This window comes from Bacillus sp. DJP31, from assembly GCF_049310945.1.
In the GTDB taxonomy this organism is placed as follows: Bacteria; Bacillota; Bacilli; order Bacillales; family SA4; genus Bacillus_BS.
Map to the genome: position 1 here is coordinate 84957 of NZ_JBMERO010000003.1, position 18987 is coordinate 103943.

At 37.9% G+C, this 18987-nt stretch carries 30 protein-coding genes; 18 read left to right on the top strand and 12 right to left on the bottom strand.

What is annotated here, in order from left to right:
- Positions 1–147: 147 nt before the first annotated feature.
- Both ACOI1C_RS04355 and ACOI1C_RS04360 read left to right on the top strand, forming a co-directional pair.
- Positions 148–342: a hypothetical protein gene (locus ACOI1C_RS04355; protein WP_422508363.1), complete on the top strand. Its 195-nt coding sequence runs from the start codon at positions 148–150 to the stop codon at positions 340–342.
- Between the two features lie 44 nt (positions 343–386).
- On the top strand, positions 387–722 hold the full coding sequence (locus ACOI1C_RS04360) for a hypothetical protein (RefSeq protein WP_422508365.1): 336 nt from the start codon (positions 387–389) through the stop codon (positions 720–722).
- Positions 723–808: 86 nt separating this feature from the next.
- Here ACOI1C_RS04360 and ACOI1C_RS04365 read toward each other — a convergent pair whose 3' ends face one another.
- On the bottom strand, positions 809–1387 hold the full coding sequence (locus ACOI1C_RS04365) for a Uma2 family endonuclease (RefSeq protein WP_422508367.1): 579 nt from the start codon (positions 1385–1387) through the stop codon (positions 809–811).
- A gap of 163 nt (positions 1388–1550) precedes the next feature.
- On the opposite strand from ACOI1C_RS04365, the gene ACOI1C_RS04370 reads away from it, so the two are divergent.
- Both ACOI1C_RS04370 and ACOI1C_RS04375 read left to right on the top strand, forming a co-directional pair.
- Positions 1551–1784: a hypothetical protein gene (locus tag ACOI1C_RS04370; RefSeq protein WP_422508369.1), complete on the top strand. Its 234-nt coding sequence runs from the start codon at positions 1551–1553 to the stop codon at positions 1782–1784.
- Between the two features lie 115 nt (positions 1785–1899).
- On the top strand, positions 1900–2208 hold the full coding sequence (locus ACOI1C_RS04375; protein WP_422508371.1) for a putative quinol monooxygenase: 309 nt from the start codon (positions 1900–1902) through the stop codon (positions 2206–2208).
- Between the two features lie 99 nt (positions 2209–2307).
- Here ACOI1C_RS04375 and ACOI1C_RS04380 read toward each other — a convergent pair whose 3' ends face one another.
- A complete protein-coding gene (locus tag ACOI1C_RS04380; protein WP_422508373.1) occupies positions 2308–2502 on the bottom strand; it encodes a YqzH family protein in 195 nt (64 codons plus the stop codon).
- A gap of 188 nt (positions 2503–2690) precedes the next feature.
- Here ACOI1C_RS04380 and ACOI1C_RS04385 point away from each other — a divergent pair, with 188 nt between their 5' ends.
- Both ACOI1C_RS04385 and ACOI1C_RS04390 read left to right on the top strand, forming a co-directional pair.
- Positions 2691–3947: a DNA polymerase IV gene (locus ACOI1C_RS04385; protein WP_422508375.1), complete on the top strand. Its 1257-nt coding sequence runs from the start codon at positions 2691–2693 to the stop codon at positions 3945–3947.
- Between the two features lie 21 nt (positions 3948–3968).
- On the top strand, positions 3969–4304 hold the full coding sequence (locus tag ACOI1C_RS04390) for a YolD-like family protein (protein WP_422508377.1): 336 nt from the start codon (positions 3969–3971) through the stop codon (positions 4302–4304).
- A 43-nt stretch (positions 4305–4347) separates the two neighbouring features.
- Here the strand turns inward: ACOI1C_RS04390 and ACOI1C_RS04395 are convergent, their stop codons facing one another.
- On the bottom strand, positions 4348–4641 hold the full coding sequence (locus ACOI1C_RS04395; protein WP_422508766.1) for a winged helix-turn-helix transcriptional regulator: 294 nt from the start codon (positions 4639–4641) through the stop codon (positions 4348–4350).
- Positions 4642–4782: 141 nt separating this feature from the next.
- Between ACOI1C_RS04395 and ACOI1C_RS04400 the strand changes: the two genes are divergently transcribed.
- Together ACOI1C_RS04400 and ACOI1C_RS04405 are read left to right on the top strand one after the other, a co-directional pair.
- Positions 4783–4941: a hypothetical protein gene (locus tag ACOI1C_RS04400; RefSeq protein ID WP_422508379.1), complete on the top strand. Its 159-nt coding sequence runs from the start codon at positions 4783–4785 to the stop codon at positions 4939–4941.
- A gap of 18 nt (positions 4942–4959) precedes the next feature.
- Positions 4960–5622, top strand: a complete 663-nt coding sequence (locus ACOI1C_RS04405; protein ID WP_422508381.1) for a nitroreductase family protein — start codon at positions 4960–4962, stop codon at positions 5620–5622.
- Positions 5623–6008: 386 nt separating this feature from the next.
- Here the strand turns inward: ACOI1C_RS04405 and ACOI1C_RS04410 are convergent, their stop codons facing one another.
- Positions 6009–6317, bottom strand: a complete 309-nt coding sequence (locus ACOI1C_RS04410) for a hypothetical protein (protein WP_422508383.1) — start codon at positions 6315–6317, stop codon at positions 6009–6011.
- Between the two features lie 248 nt (positions 6318–6565).
- Here ACOI1C_RS04410 and ACOI1C_RS04415 point away from each other — a divergent pair, with 248 nt between their 5' ends.
- Genes ACOI1C_RS04415 through ACOI1C_RS04435 form a run of 5 tightly spaced genes read left to right on the top strand, consistent with a single transcriptional unit; the run spans position 6566 to position 10295 of the window.
- Positions 6566–7345, top strand: coding sequence for a hypothetical protein (locus ACOI1C_RS04415; protein WP_422508385.1), 780 nt, complete (start codon positions 6566–6568; stop codon positions 7343–7345).
- A gap of 4 nt (positions 7346–7349) precedes the next feature.
- Positions 7350–7721, top strand: coding sequence for a GntR family transcriptional regulator (locus tag ACOI1C_RS04420; RefSeq protein ID WP_422508387.1), 372 nt, complete (start codon positions 7350–7352; stop codon positions 7719–7721).
- Positions 7718–8428: an ABC transporter ATP-binding protein gene (locus tag ACOI1C_RS04425; RefSeq protein WP_422508388.1), complete on the top strand. Its 711-nt coding sequence runs from the start codon at positions 7718–7720 to the stop codon at positions 8426–8428. Before ACOI1C_RS04420 ends, ACOI1C_RS04425 begins: the two co-directional genes overlap by 4 nt.
- A complete protein-coding gene (locus tag ACOI1C_RS04430) occupies positions 8429–9325 on the top strand; it encodes an ABC transporter ATP-binding protein (protein ID WP_422508390.1) in 897 nt (298 codons plus the stop codon). It begins immediately after the preceding gene.
- A 13-nt stretch (positions 9326–9338) separates the two neighbouring features.
- The gene (locus tag ACOI1C_RS04435) at positions 9339–10295 is read left to right on the top strand and encodes an ABC transporter permease (protein WP_422508392.1); all 957 of its coding nucleotides are present in this window, start codon (positions 9339–9341) and stop codon (positions 10293–10295) included.
- 5 nt (positions 10296–10300) lie between these two features.
- On the opposite strand, the gene ACOI1C_RS04440 is transcribed toward ACOI1C_RS04435, so the two are convergent.
- Both ACOI1C_RS04440 and ACOI1C_RS04445 read right to left on the bottom strand, forming a co-directional pair.
- Entirely contained in the window at positions 10301–10783 is a 483-nt protein-coding gene (locus tag ACOI1C_RS04440; RefSeq protein ID WP_422508394.1) for a GtrA family protein, read from the bottom strand.
- 150 nt (positions 10784–10933) lie between these two features.
- Entirely contained in the window at positions 10934–11173 is a 240-nt protein-coding gene (locus tag ACOI1C_RS04445; protein WP_422508396.1) for an HPr family phosphocarrier protein, read from the bottom strand.
- Positions 11174–11769: 596 nt separating this feature from the next.
- Here ACOI1C_RS04445 and ACOI1C_RS04450 point away from each other — a divergent pair.
- Entirely contained in the window at positions 11770–12357 is a 588-nt protein-coding gene (locus tag ACOI1C_RS04450; RefSeq protein ID WP_422508398.1) for a hypothetical protein, read from the top strand.
- 19 nt (positions 12358–12376) lie between these two features.
- Here ACOI1C_RS04450 and ACOI1C_RS04455 read toward each other — a convergent pair whose 3' ends face one another.
- The 3 genes from ACOI1C_RS04455 to hpaB all read right to left on the bottom strand — a co-directional run bounded on the left by ACOI1C_RS04455 (position 12377) and on the right by hpaB (position 14532).
- A complete protein-coding gene (locus ACOI1C_RS04455) occupies positions 12377–12589 on the bottom strand; it encodes a CDGSH iron-sulfur domain-containing protein (RefSeq protein WP_422508400.1) in 213 nt (70 codons plus the stop codon).
- Positions 12590–12769: 180 nt separating this feature from the next.
- Positions 12770–12949: a sporulation protein YjcZ gene (gene yjcZ, locus ACOI1C_RS04460; protein ID WP_422508402.1), complete on the bottom strand. Its 180-nt coding sequence runs from the start codon at positions 12947–12949 to the stop codon at positions 12770–12772.
- A 131-nt stretch (positions 12950–13080) separates the two neighbouring features.
- Positions 13081–14532: a 4-hydroxyphenylacetate 3-monooxygenase, oxygenase component gene (hpaB, locus tag ACOI1C_RS04465; protein WP_422508404.1), complete on the bottom strand. Its 1452-nt coding sequence runs from the start codon at positions 14530–14532 to the stop codon at positions 13081–13083.
- A 311-nt stretch (positions 14533–14843) separates the two neighbouring features.
- Here hpaB and ACOI1C_RS04470 point away from each other — a divergent pair, with 311 nt between their 5' ends.
- Positions 14844–15161, top strand: a complete 318-nt coding sequence (locus tag ACOI1C_RS04470) for an iron-sulfur cluster biosynthesis family protein (protein ID WP_422508406.1) — start codon at positions 14844–14846, stop codon at positions 15159–15161.
- A 5-nt stretch (positions 15162–15166) separates the two neighbouring features.
- Positions 15167–15658, top strand: a complete 492-nt coding sequence (locus ACOI1C_RS04475) for a GNAT family N-acetyltransferase (protein ID WP_422508408.1) — start codon at positions 15167–15169, stop codon at positions 15656–15658.
- Positions 15659–15746: 88 nt separating this feature from the next.
- Here ACOI1C_RS04475 and ACOI1C_RS04480 read toward each other — a convergent pair whose 3' ends face one another.
- Entirely contained in the window at positions 15747–15911 is a 165-nt protein-coding gene (locus ACOI1C_RS04480) for a DUF3934 domain-containing protein (protein WP_422508410.1), read from the bottom strand.
- 48 nt (positions 15912–15959) lie between these two features.
- Positions 15960–16874, bottom strand: a complete 915-nt coding sequence (locus ACOI1C_RS04485) for an alpha/beta hydrolase (RefSeq protein WP_422508412.1) — start codon at positions 16872–16874, stop codon at positions 15960–15962.
- 181 nt (positions 16875–17055) lie between these two features.
- Between ACOI1C_RS04485 and ACOI1C_RS04490 the strand changes: the two genes are divergently transcribed.
- Complete coding sequence (locus tag ACOI1C_RS04490; protein ID WP_422508414.1) at positions 17056–17256, top strand: hypothetical protein; 201 nt, start codon at positions 17056–17058, stop codon at positions 17254–17256.
- A 15-nt stretch (positions 17257–17271) separates the two neighbouring features.
- Positions 17272–17841: a thioredoxin family protein gene (locus tag ACOI1C_RS04495; protein ID WP_422508416.1), complete on the top strand. Its 570-nt coding sequence runs from the start codon at positions 17272–17274 to the stop codon at positions 17839–17841.
- 97 nt (positions 17842–17938) lie between these two features.
- On the opposite strand, the gene ACOI1C_RS04500 is transcribed toward ACOI1C_RS04495, so the two are convergent.
- Positions 17939–18841 carry a hydroxymethylglutaryl-CoA lyase gene (locus ACOI1C_RS04500; protein ID WP_422508768.1) on the bottom strand — a complete coding sequence of 301 codons (903 nt, stop codon included), beginning with the start codon at positions 18839–18841 and terminating at the stop codon, positions 17939–17941.
- Between the last annotated feature and the right edge of the window lie 146 nt (positions 18842–18987).

Below are 18987 nucleotides of genomic sequence, written 5' to 3' on the forward strand. Positions count from 1 at the left end.
TAACTATAACGTAGAGGTCTTATTAATCTATAACGAAAACATTACATTTCTATAAACTCTATAACTTAAAATGAAACGTAACCTCTTGTTAAACGTATATATCTTATTAAGTGAAAATTCAGTAATAACAGTTTAGGAGGTCTTTCAGTGGGGCTATTTATACTTATCTTACTAGCTATAATTGTTATATTTTCTATTTTTACCAGTAAGACTAGGCGTGATCATCAACATTCTACAACGTATCACGATAGTTATTCAGATCATGGTAGCGGTGGCGGTTGGTCTGATGGCAGTGGACATGATGGTGGAGGAGGAGACGGTGGTGGCGGCGGAGGAGATTGAACACTTGGCAGCAAGGTAGTAATTTATTTCTAAGGGGGAGTTTGATGCTAAGATATAAATTCAAATTCTTGGCCATTTTATTTCTTTTCGTTGTTGAAATACTTAGTTCAGTTGCTCTTGATTCGATATTTAAGATGGGTATAATTGATTCTATGGCCATTATAAGCTTGCTGTTTTTTGGCCTCATTTTATTTTTTTCATCATCAGGTGATGCCATGACAAATAGGAACATTGCTTCCGCGATGATGGCTTTACTTCCAACTGGACACCAAGAGAAACGACCAAAACCGGAGATTTCACTAAATCCTTTGCTAATAGGTGCATTTTTATTTTTCCTTATTAGTCTTTTAGCTAGCTTACTAAGCTACTGGTTCTTTTAATGTCAAAATAAATCCGTTGCAAGTAGCAACGGATTTATTTTGACATTTATTGTATTGCTTTAATCCTAACATTTACTTGGTGATATTTATTCTTCGCCTCTAAAAACATTACTCAAATCAATTGAAAAATCCTCAAATATATTTACAGGAACATGGTCACCCTTAAAGTAAGTACCAACGTGCTGATACGATCCTTTGTTCAAAAAATAAACATCAACAGTTTCATGAATTGGATCTACAATCCAGTATTCCTTAATATCTGCTCTTTCGTATCTGTTGAATTTAACCAGTTTGTCCTTTTTTGCAGTGGAGGGAGAGAGAACTTCTACTACTAAATCCGGAGAATCAACTATCCGTTTATTACCAATTTTACTTGTATCACAAACTACAACTAAATCAGGTGCTACCCACTCTGTAACCTTGTTTAAGATCTCAGTTTCATCTGATAAACATACATCTATCGGAGAGACAAACAATCTGCACTTTTTTCCTCTTAGATATAGCCCGAAATCAACTGATAACTGGGTAACGACATCCTGGTGTTTAAGTGTCGGAGAGGGTGACAAGTTGTAGATTTGTTCATCAATCACTTCGTACTTCACGTTATCATCTAATGTTAAATATTCAGCATAGGTAAAATTATCATTTTTTTGTGGTAGAGCCATAAATTCACCACCTTTGTGTTAATTACTGTAATTATATCAATTAGTTGAAACTATTGCATTAATCCTAGTTTTTATTGTGAGTAATGAATTTAATTTTTCTTCAGTTTAACGGGTGACGGCGAAAGTCAAGTGAAAAAACCTATTCCCTTAAGGAATCGGTTTTTTGCGGTACCCCTTCAAAGCAAATGTTTTGAAACGTGTTATTTACGTTTTAATTTGGGTAGTTGCATTATTGATTTATGAAGCATTCACCTTACTTCCTGAACCTTGGGGATATTTCCATTATGGTTGGTGGAGCTTGTGGCACACTGCACTTGTTAACCCTATTCTTTTGTTCACGGTCGTACTGTTTTATAAGTGGATTTGCAAGCTAGAGGGAAGGCCTGATATTCAGTAAGGAAAACGTTACTCTACTAATTGAAGTAGCGCTTTTTTTAATGCACAAAAATAGAAGGTAACTAGCTATGAGGTATAGAATTATAACTTACAAATACTATAAGGGGGAAAGTGGAATGACTAAATTTGGTTTATACGGAAAGATACTTGCAAAAGAAGGTGAGCGTGACGCATTAGTTGATATATTGCTAGATGCTGCTTCGTCATTGCAGGAATTGGAGGATTGTGAGTTATATATCGTAAATGTGTCTGACACTGAGCCAAATACTGTGTGGGTATATGAGGTATGGAGTGATCAGAATGCTCATCAAGCCTCACTCACATTAGAATCAACCCAAACACTAATTAAGCGGGCTAAGCCAATTATTGCTGGCATGGAAAGAATGAATATGCTGGTTCCAAGAGGTGGTAAGGGTATTAGTTAAGGCGTAGTTAGGACATGTACATAATTCTAAGTAATCGAAATGTTAAAGGAGCCTTGAAATTCAGGCTCCTTTTTCCTGCTTTCTTCACCACTGTTTCATTCACTGGTTTGTCAAATACTCATACACCACATCCTGAACAATCTCGTGCAAGTCTTCGTTATCCTGTTTATACAGGACTAAAATTTGTTCATATAATTCCTCGTAGTCGTTCTTGCTTAATGGAACGGAATCAACTGTGTGTTGATACTGATATAAGCAGTTTCGAATCATTTTTTCAATGAATGGCTTCTCCATGTTGAACTCCACCTTGCTTTCATCCTTAATTTATACTACGTGCACCCTTACATTTCAACAGTAATTCTGAATAATGAATAGATGAGACCTAAAATTACCATTTGAAAACGAACGTATATTCGATTAGTATAATGAGTATAATAAAAAAACGAACGTATATTCTTTTTTGAAAAATGGAGGAAGGCAAAATGGATTATAGTCAATTTCCGTATGAGCGAATGTTGTGTGTGGATATGAAAAGCTTTTATGCGAGCTGTTCTGCGGTCATGCTTGGACTGGATCCGCTGACATGCTATTTAGTTGTTGTAGGAGATACCGAACGTCAGGGCAGTATTGTACTGGCTGCTTCTCCGAAAATGAAGCAGGAATTTGGAATTAAAACCGGCTCAAGGCTGTTTGAGGTACCGAAAGACCCACGTATTCATGTAGTCAATCCAAGGATGGGAAAGTATGTAAGAATTTCTACAGAGATTACAAGGCTCTTTCACCGCTATGTGCCGAAAGAGGCCATTCACACGTACAGTATCGATGAAAGCTTTCTTAAAGTGGACGGCGTGGAAAAGCTTTGGGGAGATGCGCATACAGTTGCACATAAAATTCGAAAGGATATTCAAACTGAGTATGGACTGACTTGTGCAATAGGAATTGGCCCCAATATGCTACTATCCAAGCTAGCTTTAGATTTGGAGGCGAAAAAAACAGGAGTAGCCGAGTGGACCTTTGCTGATGTGGAGAAAAAGCTCTGGCCACTTTCTCCGTTAAGTAAAATGTGGGGAATTGGTAGTCGAATGGAGCGAAATTTGAATCGGATGGGTATTTTTTCAGTCGGGCAGCTGGCAAACTATCCCCTCGAGCTGCTTGAAAAAAAGTTTGGAATTATGGGTAATCAGCTTTATCATCATGCACATGGTGTGGATTTATCCAATATTGGTGCACCCATTATGCAAGGACAAATTAGCTTTGGAAAAGGTCAAATTCTATTACGGGACTACCCAGATCCAAACGAAGTCAAGCATGTCATTTTGGAGATGTGTGAAGAAGTGGGCAGGCGCGCACGTCAGCACGGGAAAGCCGGTAGAACGGTCAGCCTTGGAATTGGGTATAGCAAGGACGAGTTCGGTGGTGGATTTTCTCGTTCTAGGACGATTGATGAGCCCACCAATATTACGCTGGATTTATATAAAGTGTGTTTAGAGCTGTTTGATGAGAATTATGCGGGGAAAACGGTGCGGAGAATTGATATTTCTTTGTCCAATATTGTGGAGGATAGTGAGATGCAGCTGAACCTGTTTTATTCAAATAAGCCCAAGCAGCGGGTACTAGGATATACGATGGATGCCATCCGAGCGAAATACGGTTCCAACGCCATTTTGCGTGCGGTTTCCTATACAAATGCAGGAACAGCACGTCACCGAAGCAAGCTAGTAGGAGGGCATAAAGCATAACAAAGAAAGAGGTGAAAAACATTGGCAATTCGAGATCGGGGGAATATTAAATGGACCTCTATGATGCTACCAGAACATGTGAAGCTATTAAGAGACTGGGAAAAGGAAGACACATTTGAAACACAACCTGTGCTTGACGAGCAAAGACTAGAACAAATGGATGTAGTCATTTGTGATGCGATGGCTTATGGTAGGGAGCTCTCCATTACTTATTTTGACCAAACGAGACATTATACAATAAGAGGTATTATTCACTATGTAGATGAAATTCAACAAAAGCTCCGTGTTGTGGCAGGAGATGGCCGTATTCAGCACGTTTCGATTGGCTCGATAACGGAGGTAAGTGGAGTGGAATAGTTGCTACAAGAAAAGCCGATTGTCTTTATACGACAATCGGCTTTTACTTTTGCTTTGTTATGTTTTCAATATCCAACCAGTCCCCCGACCATTTTTCTATTTCCTTCATAAGCGGATTCAAAGCTAGCCCTTTCACAGTTAAAGAGTATTCAATTCGAACAGGAGTCTCAGGGTAAACTTGTCGGTTTACAATCCCTTCAGTCTCTAAATCCTTTAATCTCTCCGAAAGAAGTCTCCCACTAACTCCAATGGCTGATTCAATGGTACAGAAGCGTTGTGGACCATTTAGCAGTTGGTAAATAATTAATCCAGTCCAGCGTTGACTTAGAAGGTTGATAGCTTTTTCAAATCAAGGGCAAATTAGAGATTTATTCATTATTATCACCTACTTACAATTATAACCTAATACGAAAGATAATGAAATTATTAATCGTAAAATGGTGTCGGCGCACCATCCCCGGTAGAAAACAGTGTCGGTTTGAACTGGTACTCTCTCGTATTTCCTAATGAGGAAGCTGGAGATAAAGTTATTGGTCAGTTAGAGGCAATTGGTGCTTCGGTTCAAAAGGAAGAGGATGTTTTTGAAACAAAAGATCCTTCTGGGAACAAAATTAGATTAGTCCTTCAAAATAACTAAGATTACATGGTGTAAAAGATGGGTATTTTAAGTAAAGGATTTGGTCATTTAATTAATAAGGAGAGTGTTCAACTAGTGAACAATGCAAAAGATTTTTATTCAGCGGTGGAAGCAAGACGATCTATTTATGGAATTAGTAATGAAGAAGTTGTAACAGATGAACAAATTCAAGAAGTAATTAATCATGCTGTAAAGCATACCCCATCAGCCTTTAATTCTCAAAGTGCAAAAGTGGTCGTACTAACAGGAGAAGCCCATTCAAAATTATGGAACCTAACCACAGAAAGCTTGCGAAAAGTTGTTCCTGCCGAAAGTTTCGGACCGACGGAAGAGAAAATGAATGCATTTGGAAGTGGATACGGAACAGTGTTATTTTTCGAGGATATGGATGTTGTGGAAGGACTTCAAAAACAATTTGCACTGTATGCTGACAATTTCCCGATTTGGTCCCTTCAATCCAATGGGATGCTTCAATATGTAATCTGGACATCACTAGAGCTAGAAGGACTTGGTGCTTCCCTACAACATTACAATCCTCTCATTGACGATGAAGTAAAAAAAGAATGGAACGTTCCAGGCAGCTGGAAGCTATTGGCCCAAATGCCATTTGGTAAACCGACCGTACCAGCTGGGGATAAAGAATTTAAGCCATTAGAAGAGCGAGTTAAATTTTATAACTAATTATTAAGCAAAAAGGAAGAGGTGCGTTTTCGCGCCTCTTCCTTTCTAACTATGTAAAAAAAATGGGTAAGATGGCACGAATAAAGTATGCTTTTTATTCTTCATCATTGACTTCACCATCACCAATTTCGTCCTCACCCGGAGCATCATCACAGCCCACTAGAGAAGTAGCAAGAAAAGTGGCAAGCATAATTGCTAGAAGTTTCTTCATCATTGTTGTAACCCCCTTTCACTTATTTCAATGGTATAAAATAGGTTGCCACCAATGGGAAAAAGTATGCAGTCTTACTCTGTATCTAAATGTTCTAGGGAGGTGAAGTTGTAAGGGAAGAAACATAAAGAGACCCTTCTAGGGGTCTCAATCACTAAACTTCACTATTCTTCTGTCACACGATAGGATAGAAAAATTCGTAATTCCGATTGACGCGGTTACAAGCTTCGTTGGTTGCAGTCAAGCGGTAGATGCTGTAGGCAGGGGTGGAATCTGTGAAAAGAAGGGTATTCACAAATGGACTAGTCAAAGTTTCACTCGGTAAATCAGATTCAAATAAACCAAATCGTAATTGTGTGGCATCGGAATGACCTTTAAAGGTTATCTGCTGGTTACCTTCAGCCAATTCATTAACGAAGTTTAATGGGCTTTCAACTTGCTGTTCCATTGTGTTTAATTGTCTAATGTTTCCTTTTTTACGCATTCATTTCAGGAATCCCTTAGTAGCCTGGATCCTGACATTACCATGCGGGATCATACTAAGTTTACTCTTTCAGTTTCCTTTAGACAAAATGAAATAACCAGAAGTGGAAAATTTCTGTATTTAGAGGATTACTTCCCTGAGAAGGAGGTGATCCTCTATTTTTATTTATAGAAAGTGGGTATTGACTTGAGCTATTGTATTAGTGTACTATCTAGATATAACACTAATACAATAAGGGGGACGTACAATTGAGTCCTATTCAAGGTTTACTTAAAAAAGATTATCGTATTTCAAGGTTAATGTTTTTGACATGGGTGGGAGCTGTGCTTTTGTTAATGGCCTTTGGCTTTGGCTTTTCCGCTTATACAGCTCAGCCAGTCGGGACCTTACCTATCTTCGTGATTATCGCTTTATCACAGTTTGTGTTTGGGCCAATCATGATGCTTACATTACTGAATATTGAAGGGAAGAATCAGCTTTGGCTTTATAGCCCAAGAGCAAGCTATACCCTTTTACTTTCAAAATTTGGAGTAATATTCACCTACCAAATTGTCATTCAGCTATTGTTAACTATCTATGCAGCCATTAGTTTGTTCTGGTTTGGAAAATCAGTTTATGAGCAAATTGGAGCAGGTTTCTTTACTCAGTCTATAAGTTGGCTCAATGTGTTATTACTATTAGCAAGTATAAGTCTTACCTGTTGGATTACCTTTTTCTGGACGGTCTATCAATCGTTAAAAAGTAAGCCTAAGATTCGTCCTTTCCGCTGGGTGATTATTATTTTACTCGCCTTCTTCTATAGTCTATTTGAAGCTTTATTACTGGAGATAGACACGATTAATGAGTTTATTTTAAGGTACAAATTCAATTTATTTACAGAGGCATCGCTTCAGTATGCAGATGGAGAATGGAGTGCTCTGTTTTACACAACAGATGTTCCGATCATTCCAATTATCTACTACTCGATACTAGCCGTTGTCCTATTCATAGCTGCAGCAAGACTTCTTGAGAAAAAAGTAGAGGTGTAAAAACATGACTGAAGAATTTCAATCCTCTAAACCGATCTATATGCAAATCTTTGATCGAATCGTGATTAATATTGTTCGGGGTCACCAAAAGTTTGGGGAGAAATTGCCATCTGTACGTGAAATGGCTGTTCAAATGGGTGTCAATCCAAACACGATCCAAAGAACATACAGTGAGTTAGAAAGGGTGAACATTGTGGAAACAAGAAGAGGGCAAGGAACATTTGTCGTTGAAAACCCGGGTCTCATGGAAGAGATGAGACATTCTTTACAAACTGAAGTTATGGCAACCTTTGTTCAAAAAATGGAGGAGGTTGGGATTTCAAGAGACCAAATGATGATTAGGCTCCAACAATATCTGGAAGGGGACCAAAAATGACCATTCAAATGCAAAATGTAGTGAAGAGATACGGAAAAGACTATGCATTGAAGAACATTGATTTAACCTTTAAAAAGGGTCGGATTTACGGTCTACTGGGTCCTAACGGAAGTGGTAAATCAACGACACTAAAGCTCATTACAGGCTTGGTGTTCCCAGATAGCGGGACAGTTACTATGAATGAACAAACAGTCACAAGGAAAACCAGTGAATCCGTTGCCTATCTAACAGAATTGGATATGTTTTATGATACATTTACTGTCTTGGAGACGATAGATTACGTGGACAGTCAGTTTTCAGATTTCAACCGTGAGAGAGCAGATATACTTCTCAAAGAATTGAAATTAGAGCCAACTAAAAAAGTGAAATCCCTATCAAAAGGGAACCGTGGACGGTTAAAGCTTGTTACAACACTGGCAAGAGATGCAGAAGTTCTACTACTGGATGAACCATTTTCTGGCTTAGATCCTATGGTAAGAGACTCCATTGTGAAAAGCTTGCTTCAATATATCGATTTTGAGAATCAAATCTTAATTATTGCCACCCATGAAATTAATGAAATTGAACCGTTACTTGATGAAGCAATCGCCATTTATTATGGATCTATCATTGGTCATGAAAAAGTAGAAGATTTAAGAGAAGAGCAGGGACTTTCTGTTCTACAGTGGTTCAAGCAGACCGTACAAAAAGTGGAGGGGGGAGAATAAATGAAATCAGTTCTATCATTAGAGAATGTTAAGAAAACAATTAAAGGGAAGAACATTATCAATGGTTTAAGTTTTTCGGTACAGGAAGGGGAGGTCTTTGGCTTTCTTGGGCCGAACGGAGCGGGAAAAACAACGACCATCCGCATGATAGTGGGCTTAATCGGAATTACTGAAGGAGATATCATCGTTTGTGGAAAAAGTGTGAAGAAGAATTTTGAGGAAGCAATTGGGCAAATAGGTGCCATTGTTGAAAATCCTGAGATGTATAAATTTTTAAGTGGGTATCAAAACCTTTTACAATATGCACGAATGCAAAAAGGTATATCAAAAGAAAAGATAACTGAAGTAGTTGAACTAGTCGGGTTAACGGATCGTATTCACGATAAAGTTAGAACCTACTCTCTTGGAATGAGACAACGCCTAGGGCTTGCACAATGCCTATTACACGATCCCAAACTACTCATTCTAGATGAACCAACAAATGGGTTGGATCCAGCTGGAATTAGAGAGATCAGAGATCATTTAAGAATGCTCACCCGTGAAAGAGGAATGAGTGTGATCGTATCCAGTCATCTTCTTTCTGAAATGGAAATGATGTGTGACCGCATTGCCATTATTCAAAAGGGAGAACTAATTGAGGTACAGAATGTAAATGAGTTTGTTAACAATGCTGAACTTGTTTATACATTTGAAACAGACTCTTTAGGTGAGTCTGCAGTCTGGCTGAAGAAGGACTGGGATGCAAATTTAGTGGATTCAGGCTTTACGATTGGGTGTAAAAGAGAGGATGTTCCAAACATTATAAAGAGATTGATAGCTTCAGAGGTGGCTGTTTACAGCGCTAAGCCAGTTTCAAAAACATTAGAAGACCGTTTCTTAGAAATAACAGCAGAATAGGAGGGGAAAATGAATGGGTAATTTAATTATTAATGAATGGGTAAAGGTGTTTAGAAGAACGGGAACAATTGTGATGCTAGTCATACTAGCTCTAGGAGTTCTGGCAGTTGGGGCGTTTATGAAATACGATGAGAATCAAAACCCTCCCGGAGAAAACACTGAATGGAAGCAGGAACTTGAAGCACAGCTTATCGAGGAACGGGCAGCAATAGAGCAAACCGATCAAATGAATGCCGGATTGAAAATGTTTTACGAAAGAGAAATTGCTATTAAAGAGTATCGAATCAGAAATGATATCCCACCTCAAACAGAACAAAATGTGTGGTCATTTGTCCGTGAAGCACAAGGTCTCATTACGTTTGTTGGACTATTTACAATCATTATAGCAGCTGGAATCGTTTCATCCGAGTTTTCATGGGGAACCATTAAATTGCTCCTGATTAGGCCGTTGAGTCGTTCAAAAATATTGTTGTCCAAATATATAACTGTTCTTCTATTTGGAGGATTACTACTAGCGATAATCTTTACTTTGTCAGCCGTAGTAGGACTTGTATTATTCGGTCTTCCTACAAATGAAGTACCTCATTTGGCCTTCATGGATGGAGAAGTGGTGGAACGAAATATCGTGCTCCATTTAATTGTACAATACCTATTAAGTTCGATTGATGTGTTAATGGTCGCAACGATGGCCTTTATGATCTCGGCCGTATTCCGTAACAATTCACTGGCAATCGGCATCTCTCTTTTCCTTCTATTAATGGGAGGAACCGCAACAATGTTACTTGCGAGTAAGTTCGAATGGGCCAAATATTTCTTATTTGCCAACACGGATTTAAATGTATACTTTGATGGAGTCCCTCCAGTGGACGGAATGACACTTTCGTTCTCGATTGTCATGTTGATCGTATACTATGTAGTCTTCCAATTACTCTCATTTTTCGTGTTTGCTAAAAGGGATGTCGCAGCTTAATTAACTTATTGACTATGCCGATCGCTACTTCGTAATGGGAGTAGCGATCTTTTTTGGTTGTTAAAAACAAAATACTTTAAGAAAATAAAGCTAGCGGACGAAGACAAAATCATGGATAACATTTTACTTATATTATGCACAAGAAAAGACGGATGTATGAACAATTGGAGGATTCGAATCGATTCAATGAAGACGATGTTACTAATCAATAGACATGAAATAGCTTGAATAGTGAATAACAGTAATTGAACAGAATCACCGTTCCCTTGTTGATGGCGGAATGTTAGCCTGGAATTTAAAAAGTAACTATTCACAGCAGCTATTGTAAAAGCAATTGTGTTAAAAAGGAGAAGCAAAGTTGAACTTGTAGTTGGAAGAAGGAAAAGCAAAAGGTTCAATGAGCCAATGTCGATTAGTGCATTCATTGAACCGATGATCCCATAGGTAAAGAATTGGAAAACTGTTTTTTTTACATGAATAATAATCATAAATAAAACCCTCTTTTTTAAAAATATACACGGACTAGTATATGGGACACTAAGAGATTTATGTTATGTATTAATAAACAATGGTTATTAAAAACGGCAAAAAAGCTAGGGAAGTACCCTAGCTTTTTAGAACGAAAAATCGAATTAAGATTACTTCTTTTCAAAAAGTCCAAGTGCTACTAAAGCGTCAACTGCTTCTGGATTTTCCTCAGCAGAAATTTCAACCTCTTGGCCTGGTTGCAAGGACAAAGCAAGAATTCCTAGAAGACTTTTCGCATCGACTACCCAATGCTCTTTCTTTAGAAGAATCGTTCCAGAAAAATCATTTGTTGTATGAACTAATTGACTAGCCGCTTCAGCGAACACAGGCTTGATTACTTTTACAATCATCGTTATCAAACTCCTTTTAAATAAGTATATAGTAAGTATAGAAGGAATGAAGTACATAACACAAGATGAATGAGATAATTTCACCAATTTTCTTTCTCGGATTGAAACCTTGTTCTAGTTGGACATATCTCCCATATATTCTAATTAGGACAAAATGGAGCTAGTTAAGTATATCCTCCAGTTGACGTTTTAAGTGGGGGTAGTTCAATGGAAGGCAGAGAAAGTGAATGGAGAAAATGAAAGAATCGTATTTTTGGCTAGCGTGGACATTTTTTTCGGTTCATTATCACTCTTCAATTATTCTCGATCACGATTGTCGTTAGCTGTTTCACAACAGGCATTATCTTCTGCTGTAAATCTATTATAAAAGAATATATAACTAGACCATAAGGTGCTCATGAATGAGTGCCTTTTTGAATTTATATAGGTAAAAAGTCGGTAATCTTTCGATTGAATGGTTACTATTTGTCACATCGTTTAGGTGTTTCAGGTAGACAGGATTGTTCGCCTAAACCAAAAATCAGAAAGATATTATTAGAATAATTTGAAATGTTTTCATTGTTGGAACGTATAAGAAAGTAAAGGGGGATTTTTCCATGGCGCATATGATAACAGGAATCGTTTTCTTATTAACTGCCCTACTACTATTTATGATTGATCGATATTATACCTATGTTGATTTTATGTCTAGCTTCACAGAGAAGGGATTCAAGAGATTGGTAGGCGGATTAACCTTAGTTGGTGTATTGCTATTCGGATTCGGGGTATATAGCTATGTAACCTATACTCCACCCTTTATTCGACTAGAAATGAATGGTGAGGGCTATTTTGTAGACGGTGATCTTGAAAAGGTGGGTTACATTCAGAATGAAACGCAAATTTATCGTTTGGGAGAAGAAACAAGCTTGTTGTTCGTTACATGGGAAAATCACAATGCTAGGGAACTAAAAGTAAACGTAAAAGACGAGGAAGGGAAGGAATATGACTTTCCACTTGAGCTAACATCTATTAATAACGAGTTTTCGACCTTGGTTCATGAAAAATCAGGGACGAAGAGCCTGTTTGAACTAAGTCCAATCATGTTGGAAACCGCGGGTAACTGGAACGTTAGTATGACAGCAGAAAGTGATAATGAAATAGCCAATTTTCAAATTAAGGTCTATGAAAAAGAAGCACTGGAATAATTCCAATGCTTCTTTTTTATCATTCGTCCAAGACTTTTTCAGCCCGAACACAGGACTCAAATTGGCCTTTATGTGTGCCATCACAATATGGCAATTTGGACGACTTGCCACAACGACATAACGAAAATGCAGGCTTCGCTTCAAACACATTTCCGTCTGCATCAATTAGTTCTACGTCCCCTGTTACACGAAAAGGACCATTATTAAATACTTTGATTTGTACTTTTGACATATCAACATCTCCTCTATAAGGTATCTTCATAATAGTATAGGGAAATGGATGATAATTCAAACATTGGAACGATTTTCTTATGTAGCGCAATCCTAGCATAAAAAATATTGACCAGCTTCAAGCCGAGAAGCTGGTCAATAAAGGAGGCAAACATCATAACGGTTACTTTTCAGTGCTTAATTAGTTAAGGTAAGCTGCACCAACAATAATTAAAAGAATAAACAATACTACGATTAACGCGAAACCTTTACCTGCACCGTAGCCACCGCCATAGCCACCACCGTAGCCACCACCGTAACCACCACCGTAACCACCACCGTAACCATAACCACCTTGGTTATTTCCATATCCGTAACCCATACTAACAACTCCCTTTTAGTTAATTTTTTTGATAATACCTTTTGTATTATCCACTATTACCATATGTGTGGGAGCTAGTCTTGGTATGGACAGATACACAGTAAATGAGAAAATGGGTGTTTTCCAACTAGTTATTGATCATTTTTCGTTAAAAAATCAGTAACACAAGCTTTGAATTGAACACATTCATATTTCTTAAATAGGTTACTCTGAAGCCTAATAGGATCTCCAAAGAAAAAACGTTCATATAAAGTTTGTCTAGAACCAAACGCACTCATGCAAAAATCCCAAGCTAATCGGTACAGCCTTACCCTTTCCATTGCAGGTAGGGTAGCTGAATGAAGGTATTGATCAAGGTCAGGTCTTATACTAGAAGAAAAGTCATTTTCTGTTGGAATGGTTGCAAGTCCACTAGCGCCTAAAAGTTGAATGATTTCAACGACTCTCGGGTAAATAGCTGGAAAAGTTGTTGCAGCTACATATAAAGGGTTTAAAGCAGGCACCCATGTTCCAAACTGATCATGCTTTGCATTCAATTCAGAGGACTCGATTAAGGCTTTTATCGTTTCAAGACTAATAATGATTTCACTGATTTTACCCTGAACATGCTCATATTCTTGAATTTGAATCGTTTCAACAAGTAAATGAGCAAGGCCAAGCAGAAACTCAAGCTTTGTCCATCTCCTAATGGTTACCTGGTGTAGGACGAGCGGAAAGAAGCTGCTCTCTGAATAAAGCTTCCCAGCAAGACTTAAATCGTCATGAAAAAATACTCGATTCCATGGAACGACCACATTATCAAATACAACCATCGTATCAACTTCATCAAACCTAGAGGCTAAAGGATGGTCAAAACTAGAGGTACTGTAGGAGTATGGCTCTCGACAAATGAATTTTAATCCAGGGGTGTTACTAGGAATGGAGAAAGCATAGGCTAACGAGTTGCTATACAAGCCACCACCAGATGGAAAGACAATAATCTCATCCGTAATACCACCTTGTGTAGCTAGGAGTCTGGCACCCTTTATAACCATACCTTCTTCATGCTGATCAACCACTTGAGCCGCTATAATTTCATCCTCTAATTCAGTGAAATAAAAAGAGGAACGATTGACCTGAGGATTCACAAAAGAATGAGTAAATGATAAGTCTTGTTCACGAGCCATTTCATAAAAATTCCAAACATTTTGCTCCCATTTTTGATTGTGACTTCCAAACAGTTCCTTAGAAGCAGCAAACGTCATCAAGGCTGTGTTCATATAATCAGGTGATCTACCCAATAAACCAGCTGACTGTTTTGCCCATTCCTTGATCATCATTCTTCTAAACTCTAACTCTTCCTTTGACTTTGGAATTAAATAGGATGCACCTACTGAGTTTCCCGTGAGTGGAGAGGAGTACGTTAACCTATTCTTGTAATTTGGATGTCCTTGTAAATCATAAAGCTTGGCTTGGCTTTGCATGATACCTTTAAAAGCAGGGTGCTCAGATATGTTACCCGTTACCTTTTCGCCATCAACCCATACGTTTGATTGTAGGCGGTTAATCCGGTCTATATATTCGCTTCCTTTACTAGCGGGCATCGGAATATCACCTCTTTTGATTTCCTGTTGTTAAAATATGCATGTATCGACGTTCTGTTACTAAGTTTGCAGATGGTAAAGATGAGCAGAATTAATGACCTAAAGTGGAATATGGTATGCTAAAGGAGTCTGTTCAAAAAGGAGGACAAAAAGAGCAAAGAAGTTCGAGGAAGCGAAGTCTTGAGCACCGGAGCGTATGTTTTGTATACGTGAGGAGCGGAGAGACGAGCTGACGAAGAAATTTGAAGCTATTTTTGCCGGACTTTTTGAACACCCTCTAAAGGTACTCGATTTTTAAAAGGAGAAAAACTATGGAGATTACTTTTACAACAGGAGCGATGAAACAGCTTGAGAGCGTTTTACATCCGAATAAAAAGCTAAAGCTCATGTACGATACAGAAGGCTGTGGTTGTGTGGTAAGCGGGGTAGCAGCATTATGGCAAATTGAAGAAGTCGGGAATCTGGATATTGAGGTTGAGACGAACTATGTACAGGTTTGGATAGATCGTACAAAATTAGTTTTTTTCGACGAAAAAATGACCATAGATTTCTTGCCTCAATATTGGTGTTACCAGCTCAAAAGTCCCAATCAAATGCTAAATCCTAGGATGAGTTTTATTTCAAAATAACACAGATGCAAAAACATGAAAGAGTTGAAAAGGGTGATATTCATATTAAGGAGATTGATATTACAAATCCTAGAATGGCCCAAGAGATATTAAACATACAGATACCTTCTTATGAAGTAGAAGCGGAATTAATTGACTTTTATGAAATACCCCCGTTACAAGATACAGTTGACAAGTTGACAGAGTGTGGAGAAACCTCCTACGGCTATTGCGTAAAGGAAGAATTAAGAGGAGTCATTTCAATAAAAGTAGACAAGGCTGATATAGATATACATCGTTTAATGGTGCATACCCAGCATTTTAGAAAAGGAATTGCCAAAAAGCTTTTGGAGTTCATTGAAGACAGTGAGGAAGGCATGGAAACAATCATCGTATCAACTGGTTCTAAGAATGCACCAGCAGTTAATCTTTATGGAAAAAGTGGATTCTTAAAAACAGGCGAAACTAGAGTAACAGAACAGTTAACTATAACTTCTTTTAAAAAGAAAGTTCAATAACCTAATTAGCTAACGAAGGATGAAATGAAAAATAAAAGCAGATTCCTATGAAAGGGAATCTGCTTTTGATCCAATTAGATATATTTTATTAGGTTTTGTCATCATTAGGACCGCCTGTTTTCTTTGCGGCTTTAACACCTTTACTTGTGTATGGCTTGAAGCTCTTTGCTTTGTTGGCGCTAGCTTGCCATCTTTTCCAGCCCTTTTTGTCTGTTCCTCTACCTGTACCGCTTTTAGCTTTAGCTTTAGTCATAAGTTCACTCCGTTCAATTACTTGTAAATACATACTTTGCTTCTTTATTCACTGTTTCTCTACAAAATCATGTAAAAAATCATCAATGACTTCTTCGTATAGCTCTGGGTTTTCCCCAAGTGAATAAGCATGAGAACCCTTTGGTGCGATGACGAGTTTTTTTGGTCCCATTTTTTTATCGTAAAGCTGTTTTGACATACTCGGAAGAATATAATCGTCATCCTTGCTATGAATAAATAAAACCGGGCTCTTTATATTTTGAACACATGAAATAGGGGAGACATCTTTTATTGTGTATTTGTCTCTCATCTTTATAAACGTGCTTCCAAATGGAAGGACAACTTGCTTCGGTAACTTAAAATCCTTTTTCAGTAGGTAAGCAAGCTGCTCTTCAAAATCAGAGAAAGGGCAATCTGCAATATAGAAATCAGCACCATCTTCTAGCATCCCTGCATAAAGAAGTGTCGTGACAGCACCCATTGATTCACCGTGTATGCCAAGTGTGATGTCTTCACCAAATGTTTCCTTTGTCCAATGCACCACTGCATGTAAGTCGAATTTTTCATAATGGCCATAGCTCGTTGTGTTTCCACCGGATTCACCATGTCTACGGTGATCATACATGATAACATTCCAATCCCGGTTGTGAAAGAGGTACATATACTTAATGGAGTTAATTCTGTTCATCGTGACACCATGGCAAATAATGATGAACTTATTTGTTTCGACTTTAGCCGGAATAAAAGAGCCTTTTATTTCATACTCAAATTGAGAAGGGATCGTAATGTCCAATTTATGTAGTGCTTCATAATCTGGCAAGCTAAATCTATTCTCATTGATTTCCCGATTAAAAATCTGTTCATCTGATTTTTTCTTAATGTACATGATTCGGTTACTGAAGAATAAGCCCATCGTAATGACGTAAATAAAAATTAGACCGAGACTAATGATTAGTTTTCTCATATTATCCTCCTTGAAGCAGTAGAAATTACTCCTTTTATTTTACCATATAGTTCTTAAAAAAATGAGTAAACTCCTTAAAAGAAGTGGATTCAATGTTTAGTAAGCCTTAATACTACAAAATTATGGGAAAATGGTTTAGAATTGAGACATATTAGGTGTTTCAAATGCGAGGTGGATACAAGTGGTTATTTTCTTATCAGCAATTGGTACACTTATACTTGTTGCAGGAGTGATTGGAACTATTTTATTATCAAGGGATAAGGAAGCTGACTATAGTTCATCAACAAAAGGAAATATGACAAGACTTATCCTTATTTATCTTGTTCTCTTGGTTGCTTCAGGGATTGGCATTTGGCTTTATGTTAAGTATTTTTCTGCTTAATATATAAAAGGGGGAATGATTGTGTCATTACAAGCTTGGTATGAAAAAGGGATGACTTTTGAACAATATCGTGCGAGTATGCAGGTCAACGGTCAAGAATTCACTCGTGTATATGATGGATTACGATTTACTGAAAACGATTTAGAATCTTTTAAAGAGGTCACTGCTCGAAATTGGCGAGGAATTGTATTAACTGCAGATTGGTGTGGGGATGCTGCATTATGTGTGCCAATCATTCAAAAAATTGCAGAGGTTAGTAACATAGAATTGCGTTTCCTCATACGCGATGAGAACTTGGAGCTAATGGATCAATACTTAACGAACGGGACTTCTCGAGCCATTCCAAGATTTATCTTTTTTGACAAACAGGGGAACGAAACTGCTGTTTGGGGACCCAGGTCTAATGAGGTGGAGGACATGGTCAAAACCTTACGAACTGAATTACCTGCTGCCGTTTCACCAAAATTTCACGAAAAGCAACAATCGATGTTCCTTTCTTTCATGCAGAGAATTACGTCAGATCCATCCATCTGGAGAACAGTAGTAGAGAGCGTAAAAGAAAAGCTGAAAACACAAGAAAGCTAAATCAATCACTTCAATTGAAAAACTGATGATCTCTTTTAAGAGTATCACCAGTTTTTTTGTAATATCCCCAATACTTCTCACAAAAAGAACGAGTCAATCACTTATTGGCTAGCTGAATTCTATCGTACTTACTATCAATGTGCCCTGATATGTGTGGGCGAATTATATCAACCGCTTTTTTCACTCCAGATAAACTAATCCCAGTTTCAATTCCCATTTGATGAAGCATGAACACGACGTCTTCGGTCGACACGTTGCCAGTGGCTCCTTTAGCGAATGGACATCCGCCAAGTCCTCCAGCAGAAGTATCAAAACGCGTAATTCCAGCTTGTAGGGCAGCGAAAACATTTGCGATGGCCATTCCACGTGTGTCATGAAAATGAGCTGTAAGAAGTGTTTTAGGAAACTGTTCTCTCAGCCTTGAAAAAAGCTCATAGCTTTCAATCGGATTTGCCATCCCAATTGTATCGGCTACACTTAATTCATCCACACCGAAATCAACAAAAGCAGCACACAGTTTAACAACTTCTTCTACCTTGATTTTCCCTTCATACGGACAATAAAAGGAAGTGGAGATACAGGCACGAACAAATACATTCTTTTCTTTTAACTCAGAGATAATAGGACCTAATTCTGCTAAGCTTTCAGCGGTCGTTTTATTAATATTCTTTTGATTAAACGTATTACTAACCCCAACGAATACGGCTACTGCTGCGCATCCTGCTTCAAGTGCACGATCCACACCTTTTCTATTTGGAGTCAAAACGATATTCCGGGCTAAATCTTCTATAGCGTTCACAATTTCCATCGCATCGCTCATTTGAGGGACCCATTTCGGCGAAACAAATGAAGTTAACTCCATTTCCTTAATACCTGCCGCTTTTAATGCTTGGATAAATTGTATTTTCACATCTGTGGGTACCAAGCTTTTATCGTTTTGTAATCCGTCTCTTGGACCCACTTCAATGATTGTCACTTCTTTTGGCAAATTCAATATAATCCCTCCGTCTCAAGCAGTCCATCTACCTATCATTCTATAAAATGTAGAAACAAAAAAGCAAGAATAATAGAAAAATTGACAATTTAAAAGGGATTTTGCAACTTTACTAGAAGTATTTATGTATTATCTATGTTTTTGAAGGAGGA

Excerpts from the sequence above, each read along its gene's own strand:
- ACOI1C_RS04480 (WP_422508410.1), bottom strand. The coding sequence starts at position 15,911 with ATGACTAAAGCTAAAGCTAAAAGCGGTACAGGTAGAGGAACAGACAAA.
- ACOI1C_RS04375 (WP_422508371.1), top strand. The coding sequence starts at position 1,900 with ATGACTAAATTTGGTTTATACGGAAAGATACTTGCAAAAGAAGGTGAG.
- ACOI1C_RS04410 (WP_422508383.1), bottom strand. The coding sequence starts at position 6,317 with ATGCGTAAAAAAGGAAACATTAGACAATTAAACACAATGGAACAGCAA.
- ACOI1C_RS04470 (WP_422508406.1), top strand. The coding sequence starts at position 14,844 with ATGGAGATTACTTTTACAACAGGAGCGATGAAACAGCTTGAGAGCGTT.
- ACOI1C_RS04380 (WP_422508373.1), bottom strand. The coding sequence starts at position 2,502 with ATGGAGAAGCCATTCATTGAAAAAATGATTCGAAACTGCTTATATCAG.
- ACOI1C_RS04365 (WP_422508367.1), bottom strand. The coding sequence starts at position 1,387 with ATGGCTCTACCACAAAAAAATGATAATTTTACCTATGCTGAATATTTA.
- ACOI1C_RS04495 (WP_422508416.1), top strand. The coding sequence starts at position 17,272 with ATGATTGTGTCATTACAAGCTTGGTATGAAAAAGGGATGACTTTTGAA.
- ACOI1C_RS04360 (WP_422508365.1), top strand. The coding sequence starts at position 387 with ATGCTAAGATATAAATTCAAATTCTTGGCCATTTTATTTCTTTTCGTT.
- ACOI1C_RS04475 (WP_422508408.1), top strand. The coding sequence starts at position 15,167 with ATGCAAAAACATGAAAGAGTTGAAAAGGGTGATATTCATATTAAGGAG.
- ACOI1C_RS04435 (WP_422508392.1), top strand. The coding sequence starts at position 9,339 with ATGGGTAATTTAATTATTAATGAATGGGTAAAGGTGTTTAGAAGAACG.
- yjcZ (WP_422508402.1), bottom strand. The coding sequence starts at position 12,949 with ATGGGTTACGGATATGGAAATAACCAAGGTGGTTATGGTTACGGTGGT.
- ACOI1C_RS04450 (WP_422508398.1), top strand. The coding sequence starts at position 11,770 with ATGGCGCATATGATAACAGGAATCGTTTTCTTATTAACTGCCCTACTA.
- ACOI1C_RS04430 (WP_422508390.1), top strand. The coding sequence starts at position 8,429 with ATGAAATCAGTTCTATCATTAGAGAATGTTAAGAAAACAATTAAAGGG.
- ACOI1C_RS04405 (WP_422508381.1), top strand. The coding sequence starts at position 4,960 with ATGGGTATTTTAAGTAAAGGATTTGGTCATTTAATTAATAAGGAGAGT.
- ACOI1C_RS04420 (WP_422508387.1), top strand. The coding sequence starts at position 7,350 with ATGACTGAAGAATTTCAATCCTCTAAACCGATCTATATGCAAATCTTT.
- ACOI1C_RS04455 (WP_422508400.1), bottom strand. The coding sequence starts at position 12,589 with ATGTCAAAAGTACAAATCAAAGTATTTAATAATGGTCCTTTTCGTGTA.
- ACOI1C_RS04485 (WP_422508412.1), bottom strand. The coding sequence starts at position 16,874 with ATGAGAAAACTAATCATTAGTCTCGGTCTAATTTTTATTTACGTCATT.
- ACOI1C_RS04440 (WP_422508394.1), bottom strand. The coding sequence starts at position 10,783 with ATGATTATTATTCATGTAAAAAAAACAGTTTTCCAATTCTTTACCTAT.
- ACOI1C_RS04385 (WP_422508375.1), top strand. The coding sequence starts at position 2,691 with ATGGATTATAGTCAATTTCCGTATGAGCGAATGTTGTGTGTGGATATG.
- ACOI1C_RS04445 (WP_422508396.1), bottom strand. The coding sequence starts at position 11,173 with ATGATTGTAAAAGTAATCAAGCCTGTGTTCGCTGAAGCGGCTAGTCAA.
- ACOI1C_RS04425 (WP_422508388.1), top strand. The coding sequence starts at position 7,718 with ATGACCATTCAAATGCAAAATGTAGTGAAGAGATACGGAAAAGACTAT.
- hpaB (WP_422508404.1), bottom strand. The coding sequence starts at position 14,532 with ATGCCCGCTAGTAAAGGAAGCGAATATATAGACCGGATTAACCGCCTA.